This window comes from Novosphingobium aeonii, from assembly GCF_052279045.1.
GTDB lineage: Bacteria > Pseudomonadota > Alphaproteobacteria > Sphingomonadales > Sphingomonadaceae > Novosphingobium.
In genome coordinates, this window is sequence record NZ_CP176832.1 from 3,292,501 (window position 1) to 3,317,458 (window position 24,958).

The 24,958-nt window shown below is 66.8% G+C and carries 29 protein-coding genes and 1 tRNA gene (1 of these 30 cut by a window edge); 16 read left to right on the forward strand and 14 right to left on the reverse strand.

Annotated features, from left to right (window positions below; all coding sequences use genetic code 11):
• The 4 genes from ACLIMP_RS15650 to ACLIMP_RS15665 all read left to right on the forward strand — a co-directional run.
• Positions 1 to 470, forward strand: the final stretch of a protein-coding gene (locus ACLIMP_RS15650; RefSeq protein ID WP_443477946.1) for an oligosaccharide flippase family protein. The gene continues 1,045 nt to the left of window position 1, outside the view; the window shows 470 of its 1,515 coding nt (coding positions 1,046-1,515); its start codon lies beyond the left edge, outside the window; the stop codon is at positions 468 to 470.
• A gap of 26 nt (positions 471 to 496) precedes the next feature.
• A complete protein-coding gene (locus ACLIMP_RS15655) occupies positions 497 to 1,663 on the forward strand; it encodes a hypothetical protein (RefSeq protein WP_324696658.1) in 1,167 nt (388 codons plus the stop codon).
• Positions 1,664 to 1,854: 191 nt separating this feature from the next.
• Positions 1,855 to 2,814, forward strand: coding sequence for an aspartyl protease family protein (locus ACLIMP_RS15660; RefSeq protein ID WP_324696660.1), 960 nt, complete (start codon positions 1,855 to 1,857; stop codon positions 2,812 to 2,814).
• A gap of 110 nt (positions 2,815 to 2,924) precedes the next feature.
• Entirely contained in the window at positions 2,925 to 4,745 is a 1,821-nt protein-coding gene (locus ACLIMP_RS15665; RefSeq protein WP_132469742.1) for an ABCB family ABC transporter ATP-binding protein/permease, read from the forward strand.
• Between the two features lie 218 nt (positions 4,746 to 4,963).
• On the opposite strand, the gene ACLIMP_RS15670 is transcribed toward ACLIMP_RS15665, so the two are convergent.
• The 6 genes from ACLIMP_RS15670 to ACLIMP_RS15695 form a co-directional block, all read right to left on the reverse strand.
• Positions 4,964 to 5,164, reverse strand: a complete 201-nt coding sequence (locus ACLIMP_RS15670) for a DUF1737 domain-containing protein (protein ID WP_021235064.1) — start codon at positions 5,162 to 5,164, stop codon at positions 4,964 to 4,966.
• 24 nt (positions 5,165 to 5,188) lie between these two features.
• Positions 5,189 to 5,896 (reverse strand): phytanoyl-CoA dioxygenase family protein, encoded by a 708-nt coding sequence (locus tag ACLIMP_RS15675; RefSeq protein WP_443477947.1) that lies wholly within the window; start codon positions 5,894 to 5,896, stop codon positions 5,189 to 5,191.
• Positions 5,893 to 6,291 (reverse strand): GFA family protein, encoded by a 399-nt coding sequence (locus tag ACLIMP_RS15680; protein WP_054438523.1) that lies wholly within the window; start codon positions 6,289 to 6,291, stop codon positions 5,893 to 5,895. The genes ACLIMP_RS15675 and ACLIMP_RS15680 overlap by 4 nt, the downstream gene beginning before the upstream one ends.
• A 130-nt stretch (positions 6,292 to 6,421) precedes the next feature.
• The gene (gene hslU, locus ACLIMP_RS15685; RefSeq protein ID WP_054438521.1) at positions 6,422 to 7,720 is read right to left on the reverse strand and encodes an ATP-dependent protease ATPase subunit HslU; all 1,299 of its coding nucleotides are present in this window, start codon (positions 7,718 to 7,720) and stop codon (positions 6,422 to 6,424) included.
• A gap of 13 nt (positions 7,721 to 7,733) precedes the next feature.
• Positions 7,734 to 8,291, reverse strand: a complete 558-nt coding sequence (hslV, locus tag ACLIMP_RS15690; protein WP_054438519.1) for an ATP-dependent protease subunit HslV — start codon at positions 8,289 to 8,291, stop codon at positions 7,734 to 7,736.
• Positions 8,292 to 8,460: 169 nt separating this feature from the next.
• Positions 8,461 to 8,955: an outer membrane protein assembly factor BamE gene (locus tag ACLIMP_RS15695; protein ID WP_207906139.1), complete on the reverse strand. Its 495-nt coding sequence runs from the start codon at positions 8,953 to 8,955 to the stop codon at positions 8,461 to 8,463.
• A 169-nt stretch (positions 8,956 to 9,124) separates the two neighbouring features.
• Here ACLIMP_RS15695 and ACLIMP_RS15700 point away from each other — a divergent pair, with 169 nt between their 5' ends.
• On the forward strand, positions 9,125 to 9,640 hold the full coding sequence (locus tag ACLIMP_RS15700; protein ID WP_185996758.1) for a ubiquinol-cytochrome C chaperone family protein: 516 nt from the start codon (positions 9,125 to 9,127) through the stop codon (positions 9,638 to 9,640).
• Positions 9,637 to 10,167 carry a YceD family protein gene (locus ACLIMP_RS15705; protein WP_082370393.1) on the forward strand — a complete coding sequence of 177 codons (531 nt, stop codon included), beginning with the start codon at positions 9,637 to 9,639 and terminating at the stop codon, positions 10,165 to 10,167. Before ACLIMP_RS15700 ends, ACLIMP_RS15705 begins: the two co-directional genes overlap by 4 nt.
• 88 nt (positions 10,168 to 10,255) lie before the next feature.
• Here ACLIMP_RS15705 and ssb read toward each other — a convergent pair whose 3' ends face one another.
• The 5 genes from ssb to ACLIMP_RS15730 all read right to left on the reverse strand — a co-directional run bounded on the left by ssb (position 10,256) and on the right by ACLIMP_RS15730 (position 14,558).
• A complete protein-coding gene (ssb, locus tag ACLIMP_RS15710; protein WP_054438515.1) occupies positions 10,256 to 10,867 on the reverse strand; it encodes a single-stranded DNA-binding protein in 612 nt (203 codons plus the stop codon).
• A gap of 82 nt (positions 10,868 to 10,949) precedes the next feature.
• Positions 10,950 to 12,794 carry a ferrous iron transporter B gene (gene feoB / locus ACLIMP_RS15715; protein ID WP_054438513.1) on the reverse strand — a complete coding sequence of 615 codons (1,845 nt, stop codon included), beginning with the start codon at positions 12,792 to 12,794 and terminating at the stop codon, positions 10,950 to 10,952.
• The gene (locus ACLIMP_RS15720) at positions 12,791 to 13,030 is read right to left on the reverse strand and encodes a FeoA family protein (protein ID WP_185996756.1); all 240 of its coding nucleotides are present in this window, start codon (positions 13,028 to 13,030) and stop codon (positions 12,791 to 12,793) included. The genes feoB and ACLIMP_RS15720 overlap by 4 nt, the downstream gene beginning before the upstream one ends.
• Positions 13,031 to 13,239: 209 nt before the next feature.
• The gene (locus ACLIMP_RS15725) at positions 13,240 to 13,893 is read right to left on the reverse strand and encodes a COQ9 family protein (protein WP_054438541.1); all 654 of its coding nucleotides are present in this window, start codon (positions 13,891 to 13,893) and stop codon (positions 13,240 to 13,242) included.
• 8 nt (positions 13,894 to 13,901) lie between these two features.
• The gene (locus tag ACLIMP_RS15730) at positions 13,902 to 14,558 is read right to left on the reverse strand and encodes an ankyrin repeat domain-containing protein (RefSeq protein ID WP_243692741.1); all 657 of its coding nucleotides are present in this window, start codon (positions 14,556 to 14,558) and stop codon (positions 13,902 to 13,904) included.
• A 103-nt stretch (positions 14,559 to 14,661) separates the two neighbouring features.
• On the opposite strand from ACLIMP_RS15730, the gene ACLIMP_RS15735 reads away from it, so the two are divergent.
• The 6 genes from ACLIMP_RS15735 to ACLIMP_RS15760 are packed head-to-tail and all read left to right on the forward strand — an operon-like array spanning position 14,662 to position 18,625.
• A complete protein-coding gene (locus ACLIMP_RS15735; protein WP_324696675.1) occupies positions 14,662 to 15,261 on the forward strand; it encodes an SCO family protein in 600 nt (199 codons plus the stop codon).
• Complete coding sequence (locus ACLIMP_RS15740; RefSeq protein WP_324696677.1) at positions 15,249 to 15,755, forward strand: YcgN family cysteine cluster protein; 507 nt, start codon at positions 15,249 to 15,251, stop codon at positions 15,753 to 15,755. The genes ACLIMP_RS15735 and ACLIMP_RS15740 overlap by 13 nt, the downstream gene beginning before the upstream one ends.
• Before the next feature lie 4 nt (positions 15,756 to 15,759).
• Complete coding sequence (locus ACLIMP_RS15745; protein WP_324696679.1) at positions 15,760 to 16,485, forward strand: M48 family metallopeptidase; 726 nt, start codon at positions 15,760 to 15,762, stop codon at positions 16,483 to 16,485.
• A gap of 33 nt (positions 16,486 to 16,518) precedes the next feature.
• Positions 16,519 to 17,022: a hypothetical protein gene (locus ACLIMP_RS15750; RefSeq protein ID WP_054438506.1), complete on the forward strand. Its 504-nt coding sequence runs from the start codon at positions 16,519 to 16,521 to the stop codon at positions 17,020 to 17,022.
• A complete protein-coding gene (ribD, locus tag ACLIMP_RS15755) occupies positions 17,019 to 18,005 on the forward strand; it encodes a bifunctional diaminohydroxyphosphoribosylaminopyrimidine deaminase/5-amino-6-(5-phosphoribosylamino)uracil reductase RibD (protein WP_324696682.1) in 987 nt (328 codons plus the stop codon). The genes ACLIMP_RS15750 and ribD overlap by 4 nt, the downstream gene beginning before the upstream one ends.
• 2 nt (positions 18,006 to 18,007) lie before the next feature.
• On the forward strand, positions 18,008 to 18,625 hold the full coding sequence (locus ACLIMP_RS15760) for a riboflavin synthase (RefSeq protein WP_054438501.1): 618 nt from the start codon (positions 18,008 to 18,010) through the stop codon (positions 18,623 to 18,625).
• A gap of 193 nt (positions 18,626 to 18,818) precedes the next feature.
• Here the strand turns inward: ACLIMP_RS15760 and ACLIMP_RS15765 are convergent, their stop codons facing one another.
• From ACLIMP_RS15765 to ACLIMP_RS15775, 3 genes are all read right to left on the reverse strand, one after another.
• Complete coding sequence (locus tag ACLIMP_RS15765; RefSeq protein ID WP_324696685.1) at positions 18,819 to 19,358, reverse strand: GNAT family N-acetyltransferase; 540 nt, start codon at positions 19,356 to 19,358, stop codon at positions 18,819 to 18,821.
• A gap of 2 nt (positions 19,359 to 19,360) precedes the next feature.
• The gene (locus tag ACLIMP_RS15770; protein ID WP_132469738.1) at positions 19,361 to 20,539 is read right to left on the reverse strand and encodes an amino acid aminotransferase; all 1,179 of its coding nucleotides are present in this window, start codon (positions 20,537 to 20,539) and stop codon (positions 19,361 to 19,363) included.
• Between the two features lie 239 nt (positions 20,540 to 20,778).
• The gene (locus ACLIMP_RS15775; RefSeq protein WP_324696688.1) at positions 20,779 to 21,606 is read right to left on the reverse strand and encodes a DUF1134 domain-containing protein; all 828 of its coding nucleotides are present in this window, start codon (positions 21,604 to 21,606) and stop codon (positions 20,779 to 20,781) included.
• A gap of 257 nt (positions 21,607 to 21,863) precedes the next feature.
• Here ACLIMP_RS15775 and ACLIMP_RS15780 point away from each other — a divergent pair.
• The 4 genes from ACLIMP_RS15780 (at position 21,864) to ACLIMP_RS15795 (ending at position 24,733) form a co-directional block, all read left to right on the forward strand.
• A tRNA-Ser gene (locus ACLIMP_RS15780) sits at positions 21,864 to 21,955 on the forward strand.
• A 211-nt stretch (positions 21,956 to 22,166) separates the two neighbouring features.
• On the forward strand, positions 22,167 to 22,430 hold the full coding sequence (locus ACLIMP_RS15785; protein ID WP_443477948.1) for a hypothetical protein: 264 nt from the start codon (positions 22,167 to 22,169) through the stop codon (positions 22,428 to 22,430).
• A gap of 240 nt (positions 22,431 to 22,670) precedes the next feature.
• On the forward strand, positions 22,671 to 23,411 hold the full coding sequence (locus ACLIMP_RS15790) for a response regulator transcription factor (protein WP_054438532.1): 741 nt from the start codon (positions 22,671 to 22,673) through the stop codon (positions 23,409 to 23,411).
• The gene (locus ACLIMP_RS15795; RefSeq protein ID WP_054438408.1) at positions 23,411 to 24,733 is read left to right on the forward strand and encodes an ATP-binding protein; all 1,323 of its coding nucleotides are present in this window, start codon (positions 23,411 to 23,413) and stop codon (positions 24,731 to 24,733) included. Before ACLIMP_RS15790 ends, ACLIMP_RS15795 begins: the two co-directional genes overlap by 1 nt.
• The last annotated feature ends 225 nt before the right edge of the window (positions 24,734 to 24,958 follow it).

Here is a 24,958-nt window from a genome sequence, read left to right on the forward strand (position 1 = left end):
TGCCGCTGGTGAGCGACCTGCCGATCCTGCTGGGACGGCTCAACCGCCTGCTCGCCTTCAACATCGCCGATACCGTGCTTTCCATCGCGCTTCTGGCGTTCGGCTGCCTCTGGGGGCTGGAGGGCGCCGCGGCCTCGCGCCTTGTCTACGGTGCGCTCTGGCTCGGCCTCTATGCGCGCTTCATTCACGGACTGGTTCGCTTCGACGTGCGCGCCCTGCTGCACATCTATGCCCGCAGCGCCGCCGCGACGCTGGCCGCAATCGCCCCGCTGACGCTGTGCTACCTGTTCTGGACGCCGCCCGCGCAGCTCGGCTTCGCCATGCTGCTCGCCACCACGATCGCCGGCGTGGCGGCTTGGCTGGCGACGCTGTTCCTGCTGCGCCACCCCGCGCTCGACGACCTCCTCGGCCTCGCCTCATCGCTGCCTTTCGCGCGGACCGTCGCCAACCGCCTCCAGGCCGCTCGTTGAGCGCAGCCGCACAGAGACCTGCACCGATGGACGAAACGATCTCCCTTTCCGCCTGCCACGTCGCCGAGGACCGGGGGATCGTGCGCCAGTCTCCCCGGCCGGAGAACCTGCGCAACGCCGCCTATGCCGCGCAGTTCGACTGGCGCACGATCTTTTACGACGTCTATCGCTCCGGGCCGGAGGTGGTGCTTCAGGGGCCGCCATTCCTGAACTTCCTGCCGATGCTGAAGGCGGCCGAGGGCCTGCGCAGCAAGTTCCGGCCGCTCTGGCCCAAGGCCCGCCTCGTGGATCGCAGCAAGGGCTGCGAAATCCGCCTGCGCCATGATGGCGATACCCTGTTGCTGGACGGAGCTCTCGGCCGGTTCGACATCACCGTCCAGCCCGACCTCTCGCACCTTTTCGCCGGACGGCGGGTGATCCACACATTGTCCCGCAACAACGACATCCGCTGGATCAAGGACTGGATCGCCTTCTATGTCGCGATCCACGGCGCCGACGGCGTGCTGCTCTACGACAACGGCTCGACCGCCTATACCCTTGGCGAACTGCGCGCCGCGCTGGAGCAGGCCTTCCCGGACATGGCTGTCGCGGTGGTCGACTGGCCCTTCATCTACGGGCCGCAGGGCGGTCTTGCCGGGGCGGTGGACGGCCGGGAGACGCCCTGGGATTCGGACTATTGCCAGACCGGATCGCTCCAGCACGCGCGCTTCCGCTTCCTGCGCCGCGCACGCAGCGTGCTCAACGTCGATATAGACGAACTCGTCCTTTCCAGCCGGGAACGATCGATCTTCGCCGAAACCGAAGCCTCGAAGGCGGGCTTCATCAAGTTCGGCGGTGCATGGATCAGCAGCGCCAACCACCGCGCCGCCACGCCCGAGGATTGCCGCCACGGCGACTTTCTCCTGCGCGACCGGGAAGAGCAGGAGATCTGCCCCCCGAAGTGGTGCATCGTTCCCGATGCGCGCCACGATGCAAAGTACACATGGTCGGTCCACAACGTCTTCGGATCGCCCCACAACCGCACCCTCTCCCCGGAATTCGGCTATCGCCACATGAAGGGCATATCCAACAGCTGGAAGTACGACCGTTGGGAACGCGCCTCTCCAGACCCGGCGCGCTTCGTCGAGGACCCGGACTTGCGCGCGGCCTTCGAACGCAGCGGCCTGATCGTGGCAGAAGCCGCCGCGCGCTGACTGGCGCGTGGCTCATGCCGCCGCGCGGATCGCCGGCGATATTGCTGCGGAAAATGCTGCGCGAAGGCACCTCCCGATTCGGGACGCAGCCACCCCCGAACCCGCGAGTTTCCTTTGTTCCACTCGCGTTTCATGGTAGTGTCCATGCCTGACAACAATCCGACGGGGATCAACCCCGCGGGGAGGATGACATGGCCGCAAGCATGCTTGCGAAGGCACTTCTTATCGCGGAATCGGTGATTCTGGGCGTGAGCCCTCCTGCCGTATCCGGGACGCCGGCACCCACCGGCGCCGACCCTCCGGCCCTGGCCCTGAGAGGCTCCATCAAGGATGCCTTGCAGGATACCGAAACCGTGCAGGGCCAGGCCGACATCGACGACCGGATGACCGTGGACGTCGGGCTGGAAGGCAAGGGCCCCTACCGCTTCCTGATCGACACGGGATCGCAGAACACGGTGGTCTCCAGCACGCTGGCGGGCAGGCTCGGGCTCGTGCAGGGGCCGGAAGTGCGCGTCATCAGCATGGGCGGCACCAGCAGCGTGGCCACCGCACAGCTCCAGTCGCTCGATATCGGGCAGAAGAACTACACGGACCTTACCGTGCCCCTGCTGGAACGACAGCACATCGGGGCGGACGGGATCGTCGGCACGGACAGCCTGCAGGGGCAGCGGGTCGTGCTGGACTTCGTGCACAATACCATCGCCATCGGCGACGCCCAGAGCCTGGGCGGCAGCAGCGGTTACGAGATCGTGGTGCGCGCCCGCAAGCGCGAGGGGCGCCTCATCCTCACCGATGCGCTGATCGACGGTATCCGCGCCGACGTCGTCATCGACACCGGCGCCAGTTCGACCATCGGCAACCTCGCCCTGCAACGCGCGATCCGCGAAAGGTCCGCCGGCCAGACCACCCTGCTCAGCGTCACCGGCCACGAACTGCCCGCCGGTCTCGGCGTGGCGAAAGTGCTAAGGATCAGCGACGTCAACATTTCCAACGTGGTGATCGCCTTCGCCGATGCCCCCGCCTTCAAGGAACTGAGCCTGCGCAAACGCCCCGCGATCTTCCTCGGCATGCGCGAACTCAGGGTGTTCAAGCGGATCGCGATAGACTTCTCGACGCGCCGCATCCTGTTCGACATGCCGAAGGGATCGTGAAGAGGCCCCGCCGCGCACCGTCCACCGCGCGGGCGATAGCGGGAACCGCCCTCTTTCCGCGAATTCCCGGACGCGATTGTCTATCGACGCGAACACCCTAAATAGCAGCGATGCCGCCAGACACCGCCGTAACCGATTCCCGCGCCCGCCACGATGGCTGGCGCACCCTGCTGCGCTTCATGCCGTATCTCTGGCCTGCCGGGAATCCGGCGCTGCGCTGGCGGATCGTCTGGGCCTGCGTGTTCATCCTGCTTTCCACCGCAACCCAGCTTGCCCTGCCTTACCTGATGAAGTGGGCGGTCGACCTGATGGGCGCCACCGGCCCGAAGCTGGTGCAGCTCGCGATGCTGATGGTGCTGGGTTACGCAGCGGGCCGCCTGATCCAGACCGCGTTCGACAACTTCCGCAACATCGTGTTCGAGCGCGTGGGACAGGATGCGACCCGCGAACTGGCGGAAAACGTGTTCGGCCAGCTCCACCGGCTCTCGCTGCGGTTCCACCTTGCCCGCCGCACCGGGGAAGTGACCAAGACGATCGAGCGCGGGACCAAGAGCATCGACACGATGCTCTATTTCATGCTCTTCAACATCGCGCCCACCATCCTGCAACTGCTGGTGGTGGCGGTGATCTTCTACATCAATTTCGGCCCCGGCCTCGTCATCGCCACTGCCGTGGCGATCGCCGCCTATATCTGGGTGACCCGCACGATCACCGAGTGGCGCACCAAGCTGCGCGAACAGATGAACCGGCTGGACGGGCAAGCGCTGGCCCGCGCGGTGGACTCGCTGCTCAACTATGAAACGGTGAAGTACTTCTCCGCCGAGGACCGCGAACGGGAGCGTTACGCCCAGGCTACGCGGGCCTATGCGGTCGCGGCGGTCAAGAGCGAGAACTCGCTCGGGCTGCTCAACATCGCGCAGGGCGTGGTGGTCAACCTGCTGATGGCGGGCGCGCTGGGCTATACCGTCTGGGGCTGGTACAAGGGCCAGTACACGGCCGGTCAGCTCGTTTTCGTGCAGACCTACCTCACGCAGCTTTTCCGCCCGCTCGACATGCTCGGCATGGTCTATCGCACGATCCGGCAGGGCCTGATCGACATGGCGGAAATGTTCCGGCTGCTCGACGAACCGCAGGAAGTCTCTGACAAGCCCGGCGCCCCGGCGCTGGTGATCCGCCGGCCCTCGGTGGTGTTCGACAATGTGGAGTTCGGCTACGAGCCAGACCGCCGCATCCTCAAGGGCCTCTCGTTCGAGGTTCCGGCCGGACAGAACTTCGCCGTCGTCGGCCCTTCGGGCGCGGGCAAGTCCACGCTCGCGCGGCTGCTGTTCCGCTTCTACGATCCCCAGCAGGGCCGCATCCTGATCGACGGGCAGGACATCGCCGGGATCACCCAGGCCAGCCTGCGCGCCGCCATCGGCATCGTTCCGCAGGACTCGGTGCTGTTCAACGACACCATCGGCTACAACATCGCCTATGGCCGCGACGGCGCCGGGCAGGACGAGGTGGAAAACGCCGCGCGGGGCGCCGCGCTGATGGGCCTGATCGACCGCCTGCCGCAGGGTTTCGCCACCGAAGTGGGCGAACGCGGCCTCAAGCTTTCCGGCGGCGAGAAACAGCGCGTGGCGATCGCCCGCACGCTGGTCAAGAACCCGCCGATCCTGCTGCTCGACGAAGCCACGTCCGCGCTGGACACCCGCACGGAGCAGGACATCCTCGCCACGCTGCACCGCGTATCCGAGAACCGCACCAGCCTGTCGATCGCGCACCGGCTTTCGACCATCGCCGATGCGGACCGGATTCTCGTGCTCAATGACGGGCGCCTGGCCGAGAGCGGCACCCATTCCCAGCTCCTGCGGCAGGACGGGCTCTATGCGGAAATGTGGGCGCGCCAGGCCGCCGAAGCCGAAGCGATGATCGAAGCGGCAGAATAAGGCGGGACCGCCTGCTTGCGGGAACCATCGGAAGGGGTCGGGGGTTTCTCCGCCATGCCCCTTCCGACCCGGAGCCTCCCGCACGTGAAATGCCCCCCGTTGTCCGCAATCCTGCTGCACATGGCAGCGCTGGCTCCCCTGGTCGCGGCGGCGCTTATCCCCGGTGTCGTCTTCGCCTGACGCGCGGCTGCGCTTTCAGGATGCGGCGCGCCGGCACTTTATTTGACAACGTCGGCCTCGTGCCACACCACCGCCTGAGCCGCCTTCATGCAATTCTCGGCCGTATCCCACGATAGCGAGGGCGAGCCGTAGAGCCGCCAGCCCTGCGCCAGTGCTTCCGACACACGCTCGCAAAAGGCGCGGTCGTCCGCTCCGGTGAGCAGGCGGTAGATCGGGCGGTCTTCGGGCGTCTGGTACATCGGCATCTCTCTCAATTTCGAATGTCAGATGCCTAGCCACTCCAGCGGGGCTGGCAAGTCCCCGGCAGCGTAATCGACCTGGAGCACCCGGCGGCGACGGCCGGGCCGGGCCGCGTGGGAGGCATGGAGGATCGGGGTTCGATAGATCCAGACATCCCCGGTGTCCGCCAGACACGAGAACACCGGCGCCCGCGCCACGATCGCGTCCACATCGGCCACCGCGATGCGTCCCAGCCGGTGCGAGCCCGGAACGATCAGCAGCGGGGCGTTTCCGGCATCGACCGGATCGAGATGAATGCGCACCGTCAGCATCCCTTCGCTCAACGCGAAGGGCGGTTCCACATGGCAAATGCCCTGCTTGACGGTCCAAGGCCCGAAGCCCGGCAAATCCGCTTCGGCGCGGACCGCGATCGTCCGGTCCTGATGCCAGCCCAGCGACCAGTCGGCCCGGTCGTTCTTGTCGAACAGCACCGCCCTGACCGGGCGCACCGGCAGACCGGCCAGTTCCGCCAGTCGCGCACCGACCGGCGCTTCCGGCCCGAGCAGCCGCGCCAGTCCGGCACCTCCCGCGATCCGGGTTCCGGCCCGGCCGTCCGGCCATTTCGCCAGAACCCCGGCAAGCGCATCGAGAATCGGCAAAGCCAGCCCGCCATGAAAACAGGCGCCATCACGGTCCAGACGGAGTTGCAGCCGCTCGTCTCCGGCTTCCGCAGGAGGCGCGGAGCCGTTCACCCCGGATAGCGTTCGAATTCGGGAAGATCGCCGATCTGCTTCATCCAGCCGATCCGCTCGGCAACCTGGATATGGGCTCCGGGCGGGAGGGCATCGGGATCGTCGAGCGTGGCGACCTGGATATCCACGAGGCCGGGCAGGTATTCCTCGTTCGTGTACCACAGCCCGGTGCCGCAGCGCGGGCAGAAGTGGCGCATGGCGCTGCCGCTGGAGTTGTAGACGCTGGCCTGGCCAGCGGTCACCGTGAATTCCGGCGATTTGAAAGCGGCCCAGGCCACCGTCGGCGCGCCGGACGACTTGCGGCAATCGGCGCAGTGGCAAAGCGCGACGTGTTCCGGCTCACCCTCTACAGTGTAGCGAACGTCGCTGCACTGGCATCCACCTTCGAGCGTCATTGCGAATCTCCTTCTGATGCGAGGGAGACTAGCCGGCCAGCAAGAACATTCAAGGAACAAATGAACACCGCCCCGGACCGCGCCGCTTGCGCGGCAGCGATCCGGGGCGGCAGTCCGGGGCTATCGGGATTTACAGGATGTACTTCGACAGGTCGGCGTTGCCGGCGAGGCCTTCCAGCCTGTCGCGAACGTAAGTCTCGTCGATGGTCACGGTCTCGCCCTTGCGGTCCTCGGCCTCGAAGCTGAGTTCCTCGAGCAGCTTTTCCATCACCGTCTGCAGGCGCCGGGCGCCGATATTCTCGACGCTCTCGTTCACCAGCGCGGCGATGCGGGCGATTTCGCTGACCGCGTCGCTCGTGACTTCCACCGAAACCTCCTCGGTAGCGAGCAGCGCCCGGTACTGGGCCACCAGGTTCGCGCGGGTTTCCGAGAGGATGCGCACGAAATCGGCCTCGGTCAGCGCCTTCAGCTCTACCCGGATCGGCAGGCGGCCCTGAAGCTCGGGCAGCATGTCGGAAGGCTTGGCGAGGTGGAACGCGCCCGAGGCGATGAAGAGGACATGGTCGGTCTTCATCGGCCCGTACTTGGTGGCAACGGTGGTGCCCTCGATCAGCGGCAGCAGATCGCGCTGCACGCCTTCGCGGCTGACCGAGCCGCCGCGCACGTCGGACACGGCGATCTTGTCGATCTCGTCGAGGAAGACGATGCCGTTGGTCTCGGCATTGGCCAGCGCGGTGCGGGCCACATCGTCCTGGTCCATCCGCTTTTCCGACTCCTCGTCGACCAGCTTGTCCCAGGCGTCAGGCACCTTCATCTTGCGGCGCGTCAGCTTCGGACCGCCGAACTTGCCCATGATGTCCGACAGGTTGATCATGCCGACCGAGCCGCCCATGCCCGGGATCTCCATCGGCGCCGAGGGTCCGTCCTCGACCTCGATCTCGACCTCGGTCTCGTTCATGGCGTTTTCGGTGATGCGCTGGTGGAAGGAGGCGCGGGTCGCCTCGGAGGCGCCTTCGCCGACAAGGGCATTGAGCAGGCGCTCCATCGCCGCCTTGGAAGCGGCTTCACGCACCGATTCGCGGCGGCGTTCCTTTTCGAGGCGGATCGCCTCTTCCACCAGATCGCGGGCGATCTGCTCGACATCGCGGCCGACATAGCCGACTTCGGTGAACTTGGTGGCTTCCACCTTCACGAAAGGCGCATCGGCCAGCTTGGCGAGGCGGCGGCTGATCTCGGTCTTGCCGCAGCCCGTGGGGCCGATCATCAGGATGTTCTTCGGCGTCACCTCGTCGCGCAGTTCGAGCGAGAGCTTCTGCCTTCTCCAGCGATTGCGCAGGGCCACCGCGACGGCCTTCTTGGCTTCGGTCTGGCCGACGATGTGCTCATCAAGGGCGCGGACGATCGCCTTCGGGGTCAGGTTGTCTTTCATGTTTTCGATGATCTCAGATGGTCTCGACCGTGACACGGTCGTTGGTGAAGACGCAGATGTCGGCGGCGACGGCCATGGCGCGCCGGGCGATGCGCTCGGCGTCCTCTTCATAGTCGTCGAGCGCGCGGGCGGCGGCGAGCGCATAGTTCCCGCCGGAACCGATCGCGGTGATGCCGCCTTCCGGCTCCAGCACGTCGCCGTTGCCGGTCAGCACCAGCAGGGTATCGGCGTCGGCCACGATCATCAGCGCTTCGAGGTTGCGCAGATACTTGTCGGTGCGCCAGTCCTTCGCCAGTTCCACCGCGGCCCGCATGAGCTGGCCGCGATATTGCTCCAGCTTGCGCTCCAGCCGTTCGAAAAGGGTGAAGGCATCGGCAGTGGCGCCGGCGAAGCCCGCGATCACCTTCCCGTCGCCGATGCGGCGCACCTTGCGCGCATTGGGCTTCATGACGGTGTTGCCCATGGAAACCTGCCCGTCACCGGCAATGACGGTCTTGTCACCCTTCTTCACGCCGATGATGGTCGTTCCGTGCCACTGGATCAGGCCGTGGCTCGCCCCGCTATTGTCCATGCCGCGGGATATATGGCCGCGTTCGCACGGTTCAAGCCGTGAGCAGTCCGCCGGACCGGCAAAAGCACCCGAAGACCCGAGGAAAGCGGGCCGCGGCGGACACAAAAAAGCCGCGCGACATTCAGGCATGTCGCGCGGCTTTTTGCAGCGGCAACTTTCGCTGCCGGGATCAGCTGCCGTTCGGGCCGGGGCCGGTCGGTCCGGTGCTGCCGCCCATGCCGGCTGCGCCGACGGCGCCGATATTGCCGAACAGGTCTTCGAGCAGGCCGCGATGACGGCCCAGCGTCGGCGTCTTGTCGCCATCGGGGTTGATCCGGGCGACTTCCTCGATGCCGCGCTTGTCCACGCCCACCACGTTGCCGGCCGGGTCGAATCGCACGCGCAGCACCGTCTGTTCAGAGGTTTGCGGGCGGCGGAACGGCGGGGTCTTCACCGTCTGCGAGATGTAGTAGTAGTCCTTCTCGCCGAACTGACTGATGAAAGTCGGGCGGCCGAGGGTCTTCTCCACCGAGAGGCGATTGTCGATGCCGGGCTGAACCGAATCGAGAAGCGTCTGGTCGACGAGGTAGCCGCGGTGATCGCGGATGGAGGAACAACCTCCCGTCAGCGCAGCCAGCGCCAGCGCGATGCCTGCCGCTTTAGCCATGTGACCGTAACTGCGCATTTTCCCACTCCATTCGGGGCCTGGACCTGCGCCGGGCATTGCCAGCCGGCACAGGGCCCATATATCGGCCAGATAACGGCACCGAGCCTTAGAGCCCGCCAGCCCGTCACGCAATGGGCGTTGGGGCAGGTCGATTGAATTGCCGATGAACGAAAGGTCAGACTGTCCCGTGTCCATACTTTCCCGTCTCGTCGGCAAGCGATCCGATACCCGTGCCGAGGTCCGTCCGCTGTGGCACCGCGTGGTCGAGATCGCCCGCGAGAAGCCCTGGTATGCCGAATTCGGCGTGGCCGACAGCGTGCCGGGCCGTTTCGACGCGGTAACGCTGGTGCTGGCGCTCGTGATGCTGCGGATGGAGCGTGACGGGACGCTGATCGAACCTTCCGTGCGCCTGACCGAGCTGTTCGTCGAGGACATGGACGGGCAGCTTCGCCAGTCGGGCGTGGGCGACCTCGTGGTGGGCAAGCGCATGGGCAAGCTCATGAGCGTGCTGGGCGGCCGCATCGGCGCGCTGCGCGAGGCGCTGCCGCTGGGCGCGGAAGAACTGGCGGGCGTACTGGAACGCAACGTGACGCTGAACGGCGCCGCAGACACCCTCAAGCTGGCCGGGCACGTCCAGGCACTGGCCGCCCGGCTCGATACCCTTTCCGATCAAGAGATCCTGAACGCGAGCATTGCGCGATGACCGATACCCCCAACATCAAGCCCGAATTTTCCCGCAGCCTCGACATCCGGCAGGTCGAAGGCAAGGCCGCGCATCTCGCCGCCGATGAGGCCGAGCGCGCCGCCCTGGCCAAACGCTTCATGCTCGTGCGGATCGATTCGCTGTCGGCCGACCTCGAACTCTCGCGCAGGGACCGCAAGGTCGATGTCCGCGGCAGGATCAAGGCGGAATTCGTCCAGGCCTGCGCTGTCTCGGCAGAGGATATCGCCGTCTCGGTGGACGAGCCGGTGTTCTTCCGCTTCGTCCCCGAAGCGACGGACCATGCGCCTGACGAGGAACTGGAACTGGCCGCCGAGGATTGCGACGAGATCGAGTATTCCGGCACGCACTTCGACCTTGGCGAAGCCGTGGCGCAGAGCCTTGCGCTTGCGATCGACCCGTTCCTGACCGGGCCGGACGCCGATGCCGCCCGCAAGGCCGCCGGGATCGGCACGCCCGAGGACAGCGGCCCCTTCGCCGCGCTCAAGGGACTTGGCCTCAAGGAATGAGCGACTTCGGGGGATAGCCCTGACGGACCTGACGGATACGAAAAAGGGGGCCGAAAGCCCCCTTTTCCATGATGTGGTTCGCGAACGATCAGAACGGGATATCGTCGTCGAGATCGTCGCCGAAGCCGCCGCCGGTGCTGCCCGTGCGGCCCCAGTCGTCACCGCCCGAAGACGCGCCGCCCGCGGCGCCGCCGCTGCGGCCCCAGTCTCCGCCCGAACCGCTGCCCGAACCGCCGCCCGAACGGCTGCCGCCGCCGAAGCCGCCCGACGAACCGCCGCTGCTGCCGCCTTCGCCCCAGCCGCCGCCGGAACCGCCGCGCGCGCCGCCGCCGCCAGCGCCGCCACCCTGGGCGCCGTCAAGCATGGTGAGCACGCCGCCGATGCCGCCGACCGAGACTTCGGTGGTGTAGCGATCGTTGCCGTTCTGGTCCTGCCACTTGCGGGTGCGCAGCTGGCCTTCGATGTAGATCTTCGAGCCCTTACGCAGGAACCGTTCGACCACGCCGACCAGGCCTTCGCTCTGGATCACCACGGAGTGCCACTCGGTACGCTCCTTGCGTTCTCCGGTGGCGCGATCCTTCCAGTTTTCCGAGGTCGCGATGCGCAGATTGGCAATGCGCCCGCCGTTCTGGAACGACTTCACTTCGGGATCGGCTCCGAGGTTGCCGATCAGAATGACCTTGTTGACGCTGCCTGCCATGAGGGAATCGCTTTCCTGTATAAATTCGGCGAACGGGGTAGCGAATGGCGAGCCCGGGCGCGAGTCTGCCGAGGCGGGTTTTCTACAACCCAGCCCCCACCGCGACCCAGTAGGTCACGCCCGCCGCCACGTAGGCAAGGCCGAACAGGTAGGCGAGCATGAAGATCGGCCACCTCCAGCCGTTGGTCTCGCGGCGGGTGACGGCGATGGTCGACATGCACTGCGGCGCGAAGACGAACCAGGCCAGGAACGCCAGCGCCATCGGCAGGGTCCAGCGGCCCTTGAGCCGGTCGCCCAGTTCAACCGCCTGCGCATCCTCGTCGTCCCCGGCATCGACGGCATAAGTCGTCGCCAGCGAGGAGACCGCCACTTCGCGCGCGGCCATGGCCGGGATCAGTGCCAGTGCCATGTCGCGGTTGAAGCCGATCGGTTCCACCACCACGGCAAGGCCATTGGCGATCTTGCCCGCGATCGAGGCGTCGACCTGGCTCTCGCCGGGCTTGGCCTGCGGGAAGTTGAGCAGCACCCAGAGCACCACGGTGACAGTGAAGATGATCGTGCCGGCGCGGCGCAGGAAGATCCACGCACGTTGCCACAGGCCAATCGCCATGTCCTTGAGACGGGGCAACTGATACTTCGGCATCTCCATGATGAAGCCCGAAGCGGCACCCTTGGTAACCGTGCTGCGAAGGATCAGCGCCACCACCATGGCCCCGACGATGCCCGCGACATAAAGCGCGAAAAGCACGAGGCCTTGCAGGTGTACGCCTCCACCGATGTCATTGTTGGGAATGAAGGCGCTGATGATAACCGCATAGACCGGCAGGCGCGCCGAACAGGTCATCAGCGGAGCGATCAGGATCGTGGTCAGCCGGTCCTTGGGATCGGTGATCGAACGGGTGGCCATGATGCCGGGAATGGCGCAGGCGAAGCTGGAGAGCAGCGGAATGAAGCTGCGGCCAGAAAGCCCCACGAACGCCATCAGCCGGTCCATCAGGAAGGCCGCGCGGGCCATGTAGCCCGAGGCTTCCAGCGCCAGAATGAAGGCGAAGAGGATGACGATCTGCGGCAGGAACACGATCACCGCACCGACGCCGGCGATCACACCGTCGGTCAGGAGGTCGCGCAGCAAGCCGGGGGGCATCGCGCCCTTCACGGTATCGTGCAGCCAGCCCGCGCCGGCATCCAGCGCATCAGCGAACGGCGTCGCCCAGGCAAACACCGCCTGGAACATCACGAAGAACACCGCCATCATGATGAGGAAGCCGAACCAGGGGTGCAGCAGCACCTTGTCGAGCTTCGCGTGGAGGCGGTGGCGCTTCGATTCGGACAGGATCGCGGCGTCGGCCATGGCATGGGCGGCAACGCGGCGCTCGGTGGCGCCAAGCGCGGTCAGGCCCGGCCCCGGATGGCGGGTTTCCGCCGAGGCGATCGCTTCGGCAAGTTCGACGAGGCCGCGGCGGCGCACGGCGACGGTGGAGATCACCCGCACGCCCAGTTCTTCCTGAAGCACCGCGGGATCGATCACCAGACCGTCACGCTCGGCAAGGTCCACCATGTTGAGCGCGACCACGGTCGGCTTGCCCAGCGCAAGAATTTCCTGCGCAAAAACAAGGTGCTGCTCAAGGTTCGAGGCGTCGAGAACGACCACCAGAACATCGGGCGCGGCTTCCCCGGTGAAGTGACCGGCAATGACCTTGGAGGTCACTTCCTCGTCGGGGCTGGTCGCATCCAAGCTGTAGGCACCCGGAAGGTCGGTCATTTCCACCGGCTCGCCGGTCGGCAGCACGAGGCGGCCCGACTTGCGCTCCACGGTAACCCCCGGATAGTTCGCGATCTTCTGGCGCGCGCCGGTCAGCGCGTTGAACAGCGCGCTCTTGCCCGCATTGGGGTTGCCGACGAGGGCGATCTTGCGCTGGCCGCTCATACCGGCGCGACCTCCATGGCATGGGCGTGAGCCCGGCGCACGGCGATGGTCATGCGGCCGATGGCGATGGCGATCGGGTCGCGCCCTCCGGCGACGCCGCGGTGCGATACCGAGACGGTCGCCCCCTCCTCCAGTCCCAGCGCGCGAAGGCGGCGGGCTTCTTCGGGAACGAGGGCATTCCAGTCCACCGCGACGATTCGAGCGCGCTGGTCGATGGGGAGCAGATCGAGAGTCATGCGGCTCCGCTGCCAGATCGGCAGAGCGATTGCAACTTGTTCGCAATAACTAACAATGCAGGCAGGCCCGGAAGACCGGCCGAGGCCGCGCGGCCGCGCCGGCGGGTATCGGGCAAGGCGCGCAAGGCCCCCTGGAAAGTCCGGTATTTCCTCGAAAAAGGAGCCGGGGATCGCCTTCGCGCAGTTCCCCGGCGCTTTTTCGTGAAAGATCAGCGCGCCGGGTAACGCAGCCGGCCCAGCAGCCGCACCAGGCTGATCCGTTCTTCCGGCGCCCGCAGGAACTGGGCCTTGGTCTTCTCGAAGCGGATGATTCCTTCGATCCGGCGGTCGAGGAAGGCGCGGGTCTCGGCCTTGTTCTCGCTCTTGTCGGTGGCGAAGACGCGCAGCGTGGCGGCGTAGATGCCGCCAAGGATCGTGCGCTTGGTATAGTGGTTGTAGTCCGTCGCCGTGTCTCCGGCGAGCCGCCACATGGCATCGGCGCTGTGCCAGCCGAGGCGCAGCGTGGCCTTGAGGTTCTGCGGCATGGACATGATGGTGAGCGCCCGGTTGAGCGCCTCCTCGCGCCCGGCCACGGCATCGAGACGCGCCATGACGAGGCGGCGGATGCGTTCGCGGATGGATACGCCGGCCAGCGAGGCGGCGGGCACGCTGCGCGCCATCTGCTCGTCGACATGGCCGATCCACGCGGAGATCATCGCCATCTGCCCGTCGCGGAAGGCGAATTCGGCCAGGGCCGGATCGACATCCGCGACATGGGCGGCCTGCCGCACCGCATCCATCGTCCAGCCGTCGAACGCGGCGGCATCGGCGATGGCGGGGGCAAGCTGGCGGCGCAGCGCTTCGAGGGTATCAGCCTGTTCCATCATGGTGCTCAGAAGCTCGGACCGTAGACCGCCTTGGCCTTTCCGGTGTTCTTCTTGGCATATTCCTCGAGCAGCGAGACCAGCGAGCTGCCGCGGGCCTCCTGCCCGGCATAGTCGCGCGCGCTGCGGCCCGAATTGTCCGCACGGCTGGGATCGGCGCCCGCTTCGAGCAGCGACTTGACCATGTCGGTGTCCTTGCGGTGAACCGCGAAGATCAGCGGGGTTTCGCCGGCATCGTTCGACGTGTCGGCCACGGCCTTCTTGTCGAGCAGGAGCGCCACGCCCTCACGCCAGCCGAGGCTGACCGCAACGGCCAGCGGCGTGCGGCCGCGATCGTCCGAGGCGTTGACGTTGGCGCCCTTGTCGATGAGATAGCTGAGCCAGGTGATGTCGCGGCGGCCCGTCACGATCAGCAGCGCGGTTTCGCCGGTGGTCACGTCCTTGGCGTTGACGATCTGGCCGTTCGCCATGAGCGCCTGCTCCACCTTTTCGCCCTCTTTCTTCTTTACCGATTCGAGGAACTTGTACCCGTCGGAAAAGTCGGCATGGGCGGGGGAAGCGAACATCAGGCCTGCCGCCATCGCCGCGACGACGATCCTGACCGGCCCCGTCTTCAGGATCCTGCGCGAAAGCTGCGACACGTTCCCGGACATGGTCTTAGGCACCTTCATTACCTCCAGATAAACAGGGCGACCGTGAAAACCGGCCTTCCCTTCCGGCATCGCACCCTTGCATGGCGGGCTCTAGCAGAGCATGAAGCGGCGCGCCATGACATACCTGTTCCGCCGGATTGCACCGATCGCACTTGCCCTTTCCATGGGCATGTCCCTTGCCGCGTGCCAGCAGGCCGCAACCGAGGCGCCGCCGCTCGAAGGCGCGCAGATCGGCGGCCCCTTCACGCTGAGCGACAAGGACGGCAAGGCCGTGACCTGGGATACCTTCAAGGGCAAGTGGCGCATCGTCTACTTCGGCTACACGTTCTGCCCGGATGCCTGCCCGATGGACGTGCAGGCGATGATGCGCGGCTTCACCCTCTTCGAAAAGGCCCATGCCGCGCAGGCCGCCGGGGTGCAGCCGATCTTCATCACCATCGACCCCGAACGCGACACCCGCGAGATCGTCGGCCAGTGGACCGCCGCCTTCGGCCCGCGCCTCTACGGCCTCACCGGCACGCCCGCGCAAGTCAAGCAGGCGGCCGATGCCTTCGCGGTCTACTACAAGAAGGGCGAAGCCACGCCCGGCGGCTACCTGATGGACCACAGCCGCATCGCCTATCTCATGGACCCGGACGGCAAGCCGATCGCCATGCTGCCGGTGGACAAGGGGCCGGAAGCCGTGTCCGCCGAACTGGCCAAGTGGGTGAAGTGAGCGTCACCCGGCCCTTCTGGGAACGTCCGATCGAGACGCTCAACCGAGAGGAGTGGGAAGCGCTCTGCGACGGTTGCGGCCAGTGCTGCCTGCACAAGGTGGAGGACGCCGATACCGGCGAAATCTACCACACCAACGTCGCCTGCAAGCTGCTGAACCTCAAGACGGCGCAGTGCAGCGACTATTCCCGGCGCCACAAGTTCGTGCCGGACTGCATGAAGCTGACCCCGCAGACGGCGGGCAACCTTTCATGGCTGCCGCCAAGCTGCGCCTACCGCCTGCGCGCCGACGGGGAACCGCTGCCCGAATGGCACTACCTCGTCTGCGGCGATCGCGACGCGGTTCACGCAGCCGGCATCTCGGTGGCGGGCAAGGTCATCAGCGAAACCGTGGCCGGGCCGCTCGAAAACCACATCGTCTGGCCCTATGGCGACGAGGAGGACGGGGACGAGTATCTCGAACCCGAAGGCCCCGCGCCCTGGGAAACCGACTGAACCCGTGCTGGACTGGCTGCGCCGAGACCCTCGCGAGGAACCGGTGATCGAGATCGCCGGGCGGCAGGTTCCGGTGGTGATCCGCAGGCTCGCCCAGGCGAGGCGGATGACCATGCGCCTGGCGCCTGACGGCAGCGAGATCCGCATCTCGATCCCCCGCTGGACCCGCTCGGAAGATGCGCTGGAATTCGCGCGCTCCAAGCAGTCCTGGCTGGCGATCCAGATCGAGGCGCTGCCTCAGGCCAGCCCCCTCGGCAACGGCGCCGCGCTCGATTTCCGGGGGCACCGCTTCACGATCCGCCATGACCCCGCCCTGCCCCGCCGCCCGGTGCCCGACGATGGCGAACTGCTCGTCGGCGGCCCGGACACTTCGCTGGCCGCGCGCCTGAAGCGCTGGCTGGAAAGCGAGGCGCGGGACGTGCTCTCGGTCGATCTTGCCGAATATTGCCACCGCGCCGACCAGCCGACCCCGCCGCTCTCGCTGTCGAGCGCGCGGCGGCGCTGGGGAAGCTGCGCGACGGACGGGTCGATTCGCATCAACTGGCGGCTCATCATGGCACCCGATGCCGTCCGCCGCTCCGTGGTCGCGCACGAGGTCGCGCACCTCGTCCACTTCGATCACTCGCCCGCATTTCATGATTTTCTGGGACGAATCTTCGAGGGCAGCGTGCCTTCGGCCAATCGCTGGCTCCGGGAAAACGGCAGGTCGCTCTATGTGCCGTTCGGGTAGCGTTCCGCCCCGTTAGGCACTACATAGCCGGGCATGGCTCTGTTCAATCGTTCCGGATACTGGAAGCACGTCAGCCCTACCGGCATGGTCGCGGATTTCCGCGCCGTGTGGAAGGAAGCAGGACAAAACCGCTGGCGCATCGCCGCGGTTTCCGCCGCTTGCACGTTCTCGGTCTTCTATCTCATGTCCACGCAGGAAGCACGCGGGCCGCATCCGCCGCCGAAAGTGACCTATATCTCGGTCCTGCCGGCGCATCGCACCGATGCCCAGATCATGGCCTCCAACGTCGAGAACCAGAAGCGCAAGGAAGCCTGGGCCGCCGAGCTTGCCCGGCGCGACAAGGACGTGCGCGAGATGTACAAGACCATCGGCCGCATGTCCGGGATGGACGTGGACAAGATCGCGCACGACGCCGAGGTCGAGGAAGCCGCGCGCAAGAAGGCCGAGCTTGAAGAGATCGGCGCGCCGCGCCTGCCCGAAGGGCGCTCGCTTCCGCAGATCGACCAGCAGCCCGCGCGGGAGCCCGCCGAACAGTGATCCAGGACGCGCGCTGGCTCGCCGCCGCCGCCTCTCTCTCCGCGCGTGCACGGCCCGCGAGCCGCCCCAATCCGGGCGTCGGCGCGATCCTCGTCAAGGAGGGCAAGGTCATCGCGCGGGGCTGGACCCAGCCCGGCGGCCGCCCCCATGCCGAGGCGGTGGCGCTCGCCGCCGCAGGCCACGCCGCCCGCGGGGCGACGCTCTACGTCACGCTGGAACCTTGCGCGCACGAATCCGCGCGCGGCCCCGCCTGCGCCGATCTCGTCAGCGCCTCCGGCGTCGCGCGGGTGGTGATCGGGTGCATGGACCCCGATCCGCGCACCTCCGGCTCCGGCCTTGCGCGCATCCTGCGCGCCGGGATCGCGGCACGCCACCTGCCCTCGCCCGCCTGCGAACGGAGCCTTTCGGGCTATCTGCTCTCGAAGCGGCTCGGCCGCCCGGAAGTCACACTCAAACTGGCGCTGTCGCTGGACGGGTGCATCGCCCTTGCCGGCGGCGAAAGCCAGTGGATCACCGGCCCCCAGGCCCGCGCCCACACCCACGCCATGCGCGCCAGGGCCGATGCCATCCTCGTGGGCGGAGCGACCTTGCGGGTAGATCGCCCCCGGCTCGACGTGCGCCTCCCCGGCCTCGAGACACGCAGTCCCCGGCGCTGGGTTCTCACCCGCGGCGCGGTGCCGGAAGGCTGGAACGCACTGCCCTCGCCCGAGGCGATCTTCGCCATGGAAGGCACCCAGCACCTCTTCGTCGAAGGCGGCGCGGGCGCGGCCTCCTCGTTCCTGCGCGCCGGGCTGGTCGACCGCCTGCTGATCTACCGCGCGCCGATCCTCGTCGGCGGCCGCCCCGCGCTTGCAGACTTCGGCCTGCTGCGCCTTGCCGATGCGCATGGCCAATGGCGGCTCGCCGAGCGGCGACAGCTTGGCAGCGACACGCTCGAAGTCTACGAGACCGCAAAATCATCTGAGCAGCCGCTCGAAAGGTAGCCATGTTCACCGGAATCGTCACCGCCGTCGGCCAGATCCGCGAAGCCCGCCAGACCGGCGACCTGCGCGCGGTCATCACCTGCCCCTTCGACCCCGCCGGCATCGCCATGGGCGCGTCGATCGCCTGTTCGGGCGTGTGCCTGACAGTGGTGGACAAGGGCGGCGTGGCGGGAGACGCCTGGTTCGCGGTAGACATCTCGGCCGAATCGGTATCGCGCACGGTGGACGGCCGCTGGGCGCAAGGCACGCAGCTCAATCTCGAACCGGCGCTCAAGCTGGGCGACGAACTGGGCGGCCACATCGTCACCGGCCATGTCGACGGCGTTGGCACCGTGGTCAGCGTAACCCCCGAAGGCGATTCCAAGCGCTTCGTGATCGCGGCCCCCGCCGAACTGGCGCCCTATCTCGCCCCCAAGGGCTCGATCACGGTGGACGGCGTCTCGCTGACCGTGAACGACGTGGCCGACCAGAGCGACGGCAGCTGCCACTTCATGCTGAACATCATCCCGCACACCTCGGAAGTCACCACCATCGGCGCGCTCAAGGCCGGTAACGGGGTGAACCTCGAAATCGACGTGCTGGCGCGGTATCTGCAGCGGATGCAGTCGCTTCGCGGGTAAGGGATTGAAGAGTAAAGGCAGGGGAGCATAGCCCCCCCTGCACCCCCGGTACCGTCCAGGTCACGCGGACCAACCGCGAAGCGCGCCCATGGCTGCGTCGGGAGACTTGTTGACTGCGCCGCAAGGCGCGCGGGACATATAGGCTGGGTACAACGAAGACGTTTCGAGGGTCTGGGGGATCATCCCCCAGAACTTATCCCTTGTTCTTCAAAGGCCCCGCCGCGAAACTCTCGCGCGTGATCTCGTAGATCACATGGACACCCACCACACCGCAGGTCTCGCGCTCGAATGAGCGGTCGGTCAGCCGCCCGCCGATATGCTCCATGGCCTTGCGTGAGATCAGATTTTCCGCGCCGACCTTGAAGATCACCCGCTCGAAATGCGCCAGCGCGTGCTCCAGCATCAGGCGCTTCATTTCGGCGTTGAGGCCGCTGCCCCAGTGGGCGCGGGCAAGGAAGGACCAGCCGATCTCGATTTCGCCCGCTTCGGGCACGCCATAGCGGCTGGAGCCGATCACGGCGCCGCTCTCTTTGTCAATGATGGCGAAAGCGCCGCCGCCATCCAGTGCGTCGGCGAAGAACTGGCGGAACACCGGTTCCTGCCAGCGATCGTGGGCGGGGTGAACCGCCCAGATCTCGCGGTCCGATCCGGCCGCGTAGAGCGCGTCCCAGTCGTCCGCGCGAAGGGGACGCAGGACCAGCCGGTCCCCTTCGAGGACCGGCTGTCTGTTCATGATCAGGCGGTCACGTCCGCAACGGCGGCGATGAACTTGTCGATGTTGCCCATCGTCAGGCCCGCCACGTTGATGCGGCCGGAACCGGCCATGTAGACGCCGTGCTTGGTGCGCATGGCAAGGACCTGGTCCTTGTTCAGCGGCACGATCGAGAACAGGCCGTTCTGGCCGCCCATCGGCGTCAGGTCGGCCGAACCGGCGGTGCCGGCCTCGGCCAGCTTGGCGCGGACTTCGCGCATGCGGTCGCGCATCTCGTCCAGCTCGGCGAGCCAGTCTGCGGTCAGCGTCTCGTCTTCGAGGACGAGGCGGACAGCGGCGCCGCCGTGGTCTGGCGGCTGCGACCAGTTGGCGCGGGCAAGGTTGTGGCCGTTCGACATGACCTTGGTAAGGTCGGCCGGATCGCCCACCATCGCGTAGAGCGCGCCCACGCGGTCACGGTAGAGGCCGAAGTTCTTGTCGCACGAATAGCAGATCAGCGCTTCCGGCACGGCAGCGAGCACGCGGCGCAGGCCGTAGGCGTCTTCTTCCATGCCCTTGCCCAGGCCCTGATAGGCGAGGTCGAGGATGGGGAGGATCTTCGAAGCGGCGATCAGGCCGGCAATCTCGTCCCACTGCTCGTTGCTGTAGTCGATGCCGGTGGGGTTGTGGCAGCAGCCGTGAAGCAGGATGGCGTCGCCCGCCTGGGCATTGGCGATGGCGCCGCGCAGCGCGTCCATGTCGGTGGTGCCCGAAGCGAGCGCGTGGTTGAATTCAACGACTTCAAGGCCGAGGTCGGCGCAGATCTGGGCGTGGTTGGGCCAGCTGGGAACGCCGACGATGATGCGGTTGTAGCCGGCGCGCTTCACCATGGCGAGCGCGAGGCGCAGCGAGCCGGTGCCGCCGGGGGTCTGCATGCCTTCGATGCGGCCGCCCATCGAAGGGTCGGCCTTGCCGAAGACGTAGGGCATCAGCGCTTCGACGAAGCCCATGTCGCCCTCGGGGCCGAGGTAGGCTTTCGAATCCTGCTCCGCGACGAGTTTGGCCTCCGCGGCCTTGATCGAGCGGAACACAGGCGTGTCGCCCTCACCGGTGCGGTAGACGCCGACACCAAGGTCGATCTTGTCCGCGCGCGGATCGTCGTTGTGGAGCTTGATCAGCGCAAGAAGCGCGTCGGCGGGCTGTTGCTGAAGGTTCGTAAGCATGGCGCGCGGGGCCTTAGACCGGGCAGGGAAAGCGCGCAATGGCAGATCGACAGGGAATTGCCGGGATGCCGGAATTTATCGCGCCGCACAGTCCCGGAAAGCCTGTACCGCGAAATTTTGTGCAACTTCCCGGAAAGGCGCGCAGCAGGGAAAATCGCATTCCCGACAGGCTCTTGAAACGGGTTCGCGTGCTCGTCCGGCCCCGGTGGATCGGGGGACCGGACGAGCAACGACGCAGGCTAGAACGGCATCCAGCTCTGCTTGTGCGTGAACTTCATGTAGCCGATGTTCGCGCCCAGACGCAGGCCCGCACCGGCCCGCACCGGGATCAGCACCACGTCGCCGCGACGCAGGTAGCTGACGGTGAAGCCGCCCACGAGATAGGCCTGCCCCTCGCCCGCGCCGAACCGGTGATAGAGGTCTTCGGTGTCGTTGAGGTTGTAGACCAGCACGAAGGCGTTGCCCGCATTTGCCCCGGCATCGAAGCCGATCGAAGGCCCGGTCCAGTAGACCGGCTGTTCGCCCTCGATCTTGTGGTAGAGCGTACCGGAGCCGTAGCGCAGGCCCACGGCGATGGCGCCGCCGCCTTCACGGCCGACGATATAGCCATTGGGCTCGCCCTGCTTCTTGAGCAGGTCCTCGATCACGCCGGCCAGGCCCTTGGCGCCCTTGCCGAACACGCCCTCGGCCGCGCCGATCAGATCGTCCTCGTGATAGGTGGTGCTCTGGGCCGGCGGCGCCTGCATGGGCGCGGGGCTGCCGTTCCAGGTCGAACCGTTGCTGGACGAATCGACCGGCGTGCCGTTGCCGGGATAGGCCGGCTGGGCCTGCGCGGTCTGGGCAGGGCTGGATACCGGCGGCTGATAGCTGGTTCCGGCATTGTTGCCGCTGCTGATGTCCGCGTCGATCGCCGCATCCGGATCGACGGTGGTCACTTGTGCCACGGCCGAGGTCATCGGCGCGACGAGCACGAGCAGGGGCACGAGCAGGGCCGCGGCCGCTCCGCCCAGCTTGCTCGACAAGCGAACCGGCGCCCCCCTGGCGGCGATTTGCATGGTGACTGGCATTTTCTGGCCCTCCAATGGCGATCCCGAAATCAAAAAGGCAGGCGCCCCCGCTGGGCGCACTACGGCATGTCACTAGAGAATCCAGTGCGCCTGACCCCGCAATGAACGGTCGACAGGGCGACTCCGTTTTGCGGCGGGCCGAACCCGCAGGAAACCTCGCATCTGCCCACAAGCGTTTCGAAAAAGCGAAAAACCTGCATTAGCCCCCCTTGCCGCCCCCGATACCCCTCGCTATAGGGCCCGCCTAGGCCGCATCCGGAGACGTGGGTGAGTGGCTGAAACCAGCGGTTTGCTAAACCGTCGTACCCTTAAGGGGGTACCGAGGGTTCGAATCCCTCCGTCTCCGCCATGCGGCAACGGTTTCAGCTTTTCCCATCAAGACAACGAACGACGAAAACACCCCCCACCGGGGTCCACCGTGCTGCGTCCGCATGGTTTCCGATGTTTTTCCCGTTCGTTTCCAAGACTCTCCACCGAGCAACACTTCGTTACATTCTTGCACGAGGCAAGACACGAAGCATGCCCAGATTCGGCTCCACGCAAAGTCTGGAGCTGAAATAATGAAGTCTACCCTGATTGCCGCCGCTGCCTTCGTCGTCGTCGCCATCCCCGGCGCCGCGATCGCCAACACCACGTCCGCCCACCTCAAGGGCCATACCGCGGTTGCCGCCCCCAAGGCCAAGACGCAGGCCCAGTCGCGCGGCGTCTGCCATCCCGAACCCTCGAAGGGCCGCGATTGCCGCCACCGCAACGTCCATGCCCAGGCCGCAACCGCGGCACCGGCCCTCGCCAGCGCCGAAGTCTCCGCACCGAAGGCTCAGTGATCGTCCCCGCCGGCCCGGTGCAACCCGGCACCGGGCCGGCGCATCGACGGACGAGAGACTGGCGGACGAGAAACTGGCGGGCGCCATCCGCTAACGGCCCGATCGGGATTGCCTGAAGGTTTTGCCCCAGGGTTTTATCCAAAGATTTTGCCAAGCCGCGCCCGAAATCATACATCTGTGCATGAAGAGACGATGAGCAACACCACAGCCCCCATCTATCGCCACCTCGACGACGGCCCCATGCCCACCCCGACGATCCTGTTGGTGGAGGACGACGGCCCCCTGCGCACCCTCACCGCGCGCGCCCTCAGGCAGAGCGGTTTCAACGTGCTCACCGCCGCGACCGGCGCCGAAATGTGGGTGACCCTGCGCGAAGGCCCCGTGAGCCTCGTCGTGCTCGACATCATGCTTCCCGGCACCAGCGGCTTCGACCTGTTCCGCCGCCTGCGCCGCGAATGCGACATCCCGGTGATCTTCATCAGCGCGCGCGGCAGCGAGGAAGACCGTGTGCTCGGCCTCGAACTGGGCGCGGACGACTATCTGGCCAAGCCCTTCAGCACCCGTGAACTGGCGGCCCGCGTCAGCGCCGTGCTGCGCCGGGGCGGCAATGGCGCGGCCACTGCCGAATTCACGGGGAACGATGCCGTCGCCGATGGCCGCACGCCCGAATCGATTCACTTCGAAGGCTGGAACCTGTCGATGGCGCGCCGCGAACTGCGCTCGCCGACCGGGGCCATGGTGGACCTCACCGGCGCCGAGTTCGACCTGCTCGCCACGTTCCTCGCCTATCCGCAGCGCGTGCTCGGCCGCGAGCGGCTGATCGAGCTTTCGCGCTCGCGCCTGGGCGACAGTTCGGACCGCAGCGTGGACGTGCTCGTCAGCCGCCTGCGCCGCAAGCTGCAGGCGGAAGGCGGCGAATCGCCGATCGTGACGGTTCGCGGCGTCGGCTACATGTTCAAGGCCGAGGTAACGCGCGCCTGATGACCTTGCGCCGGTTCCGTCTGTTCCGGCGCTTCGGCCTGCCTGAGCGGCTGATCGCAGTACTGCTGCTGGTCTTCGTCATCGATGTCGTCTGCAACACGGTGCTGTTCGAGCGTGCCAACACGTTCGAACTGCGCCGCGACGACGCCCAGCGCATCGCCGAGAATCTCGTGCTGGCGAGCCGCGCGATCGACCACAGCCTCCCTGGCGACCGCCAGAAGGTCACCGCCGCGCTGAGCTCGCCGCAGTTCTCGCTGCGCCTGACGGAAGGCAAGCGCTATCGCGGGTCGCTGGGCCTTGCCAACTTGCGCGCCCAGATCATCGAGATCGCCCCGGAACTCGCGCATAGCGACCTTGAACTGCACCTCGAATCGATCCCGCGGGACGGCAATATCGGCGGCTCGCTGCGCCTGCCGGACCACAGCGTCCTCGATTTCCGGACCCATGCCCGCTCCGCCTGGAAGCTGAGCGCCGGGCGGCTCGCCAGCCTGGTCCTGCCGACCCTGCTGCTCATCACCTTCGCCTGGATCCTGCTGCGCGCCGCGCTCAATCCGCTGCGTTCGCTGATCCGCGCCACCCGCCATCTCGGCGCCGGTCCGCCCCGGCCCGTCCCCGAACGCGGCCCCGATGAAATGCGCCAGCTCATCCGGGCGATGAACGAGATGCAGGAACGCATTCACCAGTCCCTGCTCGATCGCACGCATACCATGCTCGCCATCGGCCACGACCTGAAGACGCCGCTCGCCCGCATGAGGCTGCGGCTGGACGATGGCGAGGTAGATGCGGTGGTGCGCGACGGCATCAATCACGACATCGACGAGATGCGGATGCTGCTCGATTCGATCCAGGCCTATGTGGAAACGGGCGGCACCCAGATCCCGGCGGAGCGCATCGACCTGGCCATCATGGCCGAGACGCTGGTGGATACCGCCGCCGATCGCGGGGCCAATGCCTCCTACAGCGGCCCGACCAGCCTCGAGATCATGGCCCGCCCGGTCTCGATCCGCCGCGCCTTGTCCAACCTGATCGAGAACGCGCTGCACTACGGCGGCAATGTCCGCGTCAGCCTGCGGCGCGACGGCGACGGCGCCGAGATAACCGTCGACGACGACGGCCCCGGCATTCCCGAGGAGCGCATTCCCGACGCGCTCCAGCCCTTCGTCCGCCTCGACACCGCCCGCGCCCGCGACACGGCCGGCATGGGCCTGGGCCTGCCGATCGTGCGCAAGGCGGTGCGGCTGGAAGGCGGCACGCTGGACCTGCGCAACCGGCCCGAAGGCGGCCTGCGGGCAACGATCAGGCTGCCGCTCGGAACGCGCTGATCGCGATTGCCGCCGGTCCTGCTGTCCAGCCGGGCGGACAACACGCTGTTAATATTCGGCAATTCCCTGAAACACGACTGCCATCCCCGGAAACTCCCGCTTTACCGGGGGCTTTCCTGAATTGCCGTTCATCCACGCTGCGCTGCAGCAACATTTCCTGACAAACGCGCACGACCTGCGAAAACAGCGACACGTACCTTTCCCATCAAGCTCCGCGCCCGCGTC

Coding starts and splice junctions, on each gene's coding strand:
- ACLIMP_RS15790 (WP_054438532.1), top strand. CDS start 22,671: ATGCCCACCCCGACGATCCTGTTGGTGGAGGACGACGGCCCCCTGCGC.
- ssb (WP_054438515.1), bottom strand. CDS start 10,867: ATGGCAGGCAGCGTCAACAAGGTCATTCTGATCGGCAACCTCGGAGCC.
- ACLIMP_RS15735 (WP_324696675.1), top strand. CDS start 14,662: ATGACATACCTGTTCCGCCGGATTGCACCGATCGCACTTGCCCTTTCC.
- ACLIMP_RS15760 (WP_054438501.1), top strand. CDS start 18,008: ATGTTCACCGGAATCGTCACCGCCGTCGGCCAGATCCGCGAAGCCCGC.
- ACLIMP_RS15750 (WP_054438506.1), top strand. CDS start 16,519: ATGGCTCTGTTCAATCGTTCCGGATACTGGAAGCACGTCAGCCCTACC.
- ACLIMP_RS15770 (WP_132469738.1), bottom strand. CDS start 20,539: ATGCTTACGAACCTTCAGCAACAGCCCGCCGACGCGCTTCTTGCGCTG.
- ACLIMP_RS15665 (WP_132469742.1), top strand. CDS start 2,925: ATGCCGCCAGACACCGCCGTAACCGATTCCCGCGCCCGCCACGATGGC.
- ACLIMP_RS15660 (WP_324696660.1), top strand. CDS start 1,855: ATGGCCGCAAGCATGCTTGCGAAGGCACTTCTTATCGCGGAATCGGTG.
- ACLIMP_RS15765 (WP_324696685.1), bottom strand. CDS start 19,358: ATGAACAGACAGCCGGTCCTCGAAGGGGACCGGCTGGTCCTGCGTCCC.
- ACLIMP_RS15725 (WP_054438541.1), bottom strand. CDS start 13,893: ATGGAACAGGCTGATACCCTCGAAGCGCTGCGCCGCCAGCTTGCCCCC.
- ACLIMP_RS15655 (WP_324696658.1), top strand. CDS start 497: ATGGACGAAACGATCTCCCTTTCCGCCTGCCACGTCGCCGAGGACCGG.
- ACLIMP_RS15775 (WP_324696688.1), bottom strand. CDS start 21,606: ATGCCAGTCACCATGCAAATCGCCGCCAGGGGGGCGCCGGTTCGCTTG.
- hslV (WP_054438519.1), bottom strand. CDS start 8,291: ATGGACAATAGCGGGGCGAGCCACGGCCTGATCCAGTGGCACGGAACG.
- ACLIMP_RS15680 (WP_054438523.1), bottom strand. CDS start 6,291: ATGACGCTCGAAGGTGGATGCCAGTGCAGCGACGTTCGCTACACTGTA.
- feoB (WP_054438513.1), bottom strand. CDS start 12,794: ATGAGCGGCCAGCGCAAGATCGCCCTCGTCGGCAACCCCAATGCGGGC.
- ACLIMP_RS15795 (WP_054438408.1), top strand. CDS start 23,411: ATGACCTTGCGCCGGTTCCGTCTGTTCCGGCGCTTCGGCCTGCCTGAG.
- ACLIMP_RS15695 (WP_207906139.1), bottom strand. CDS start 8,955: ATGCGCAGTTACGGTCACATGGCTAAAGCGGCAGGCATCGCGCTGGCG.
- ACLIMP_RS15705 (WP_082370393.1), top strand. CDS start 9,637: ATGACCGATACCCCCAACATCAAGCCCGAATTTTCCCGCAGCCTCGAC.
- ACLIMP_RS15785 (WP_443477948.1), top strand. CDS start 22,167: ATGAAGTCTACCCTGATTGCCGCCGCTGCCTTCGTCGTCGTCGCCATC.
- hslU (WP_054438521.1), bottom strand. CDS start 7,720: ATGAAAGACAACCTGACCCCGAAGGCGATCGTCCGCGCCCTTGATGAG.
- ACLIMP_RS15670 (WP_021235064.1), bottom strand. CDS start 5,164: ATGTACCAGACGCCCGAAGACCGCCCGATCTACCGCCTGCTCACCGGA.
- ACLIMP_RS15720 (WP_185996756.1), bottom strand. CDS start 13,030: ATGACTCTCGATCTGCTCCCCATCGACCAGCGCGCTCGAATCGTCGCG.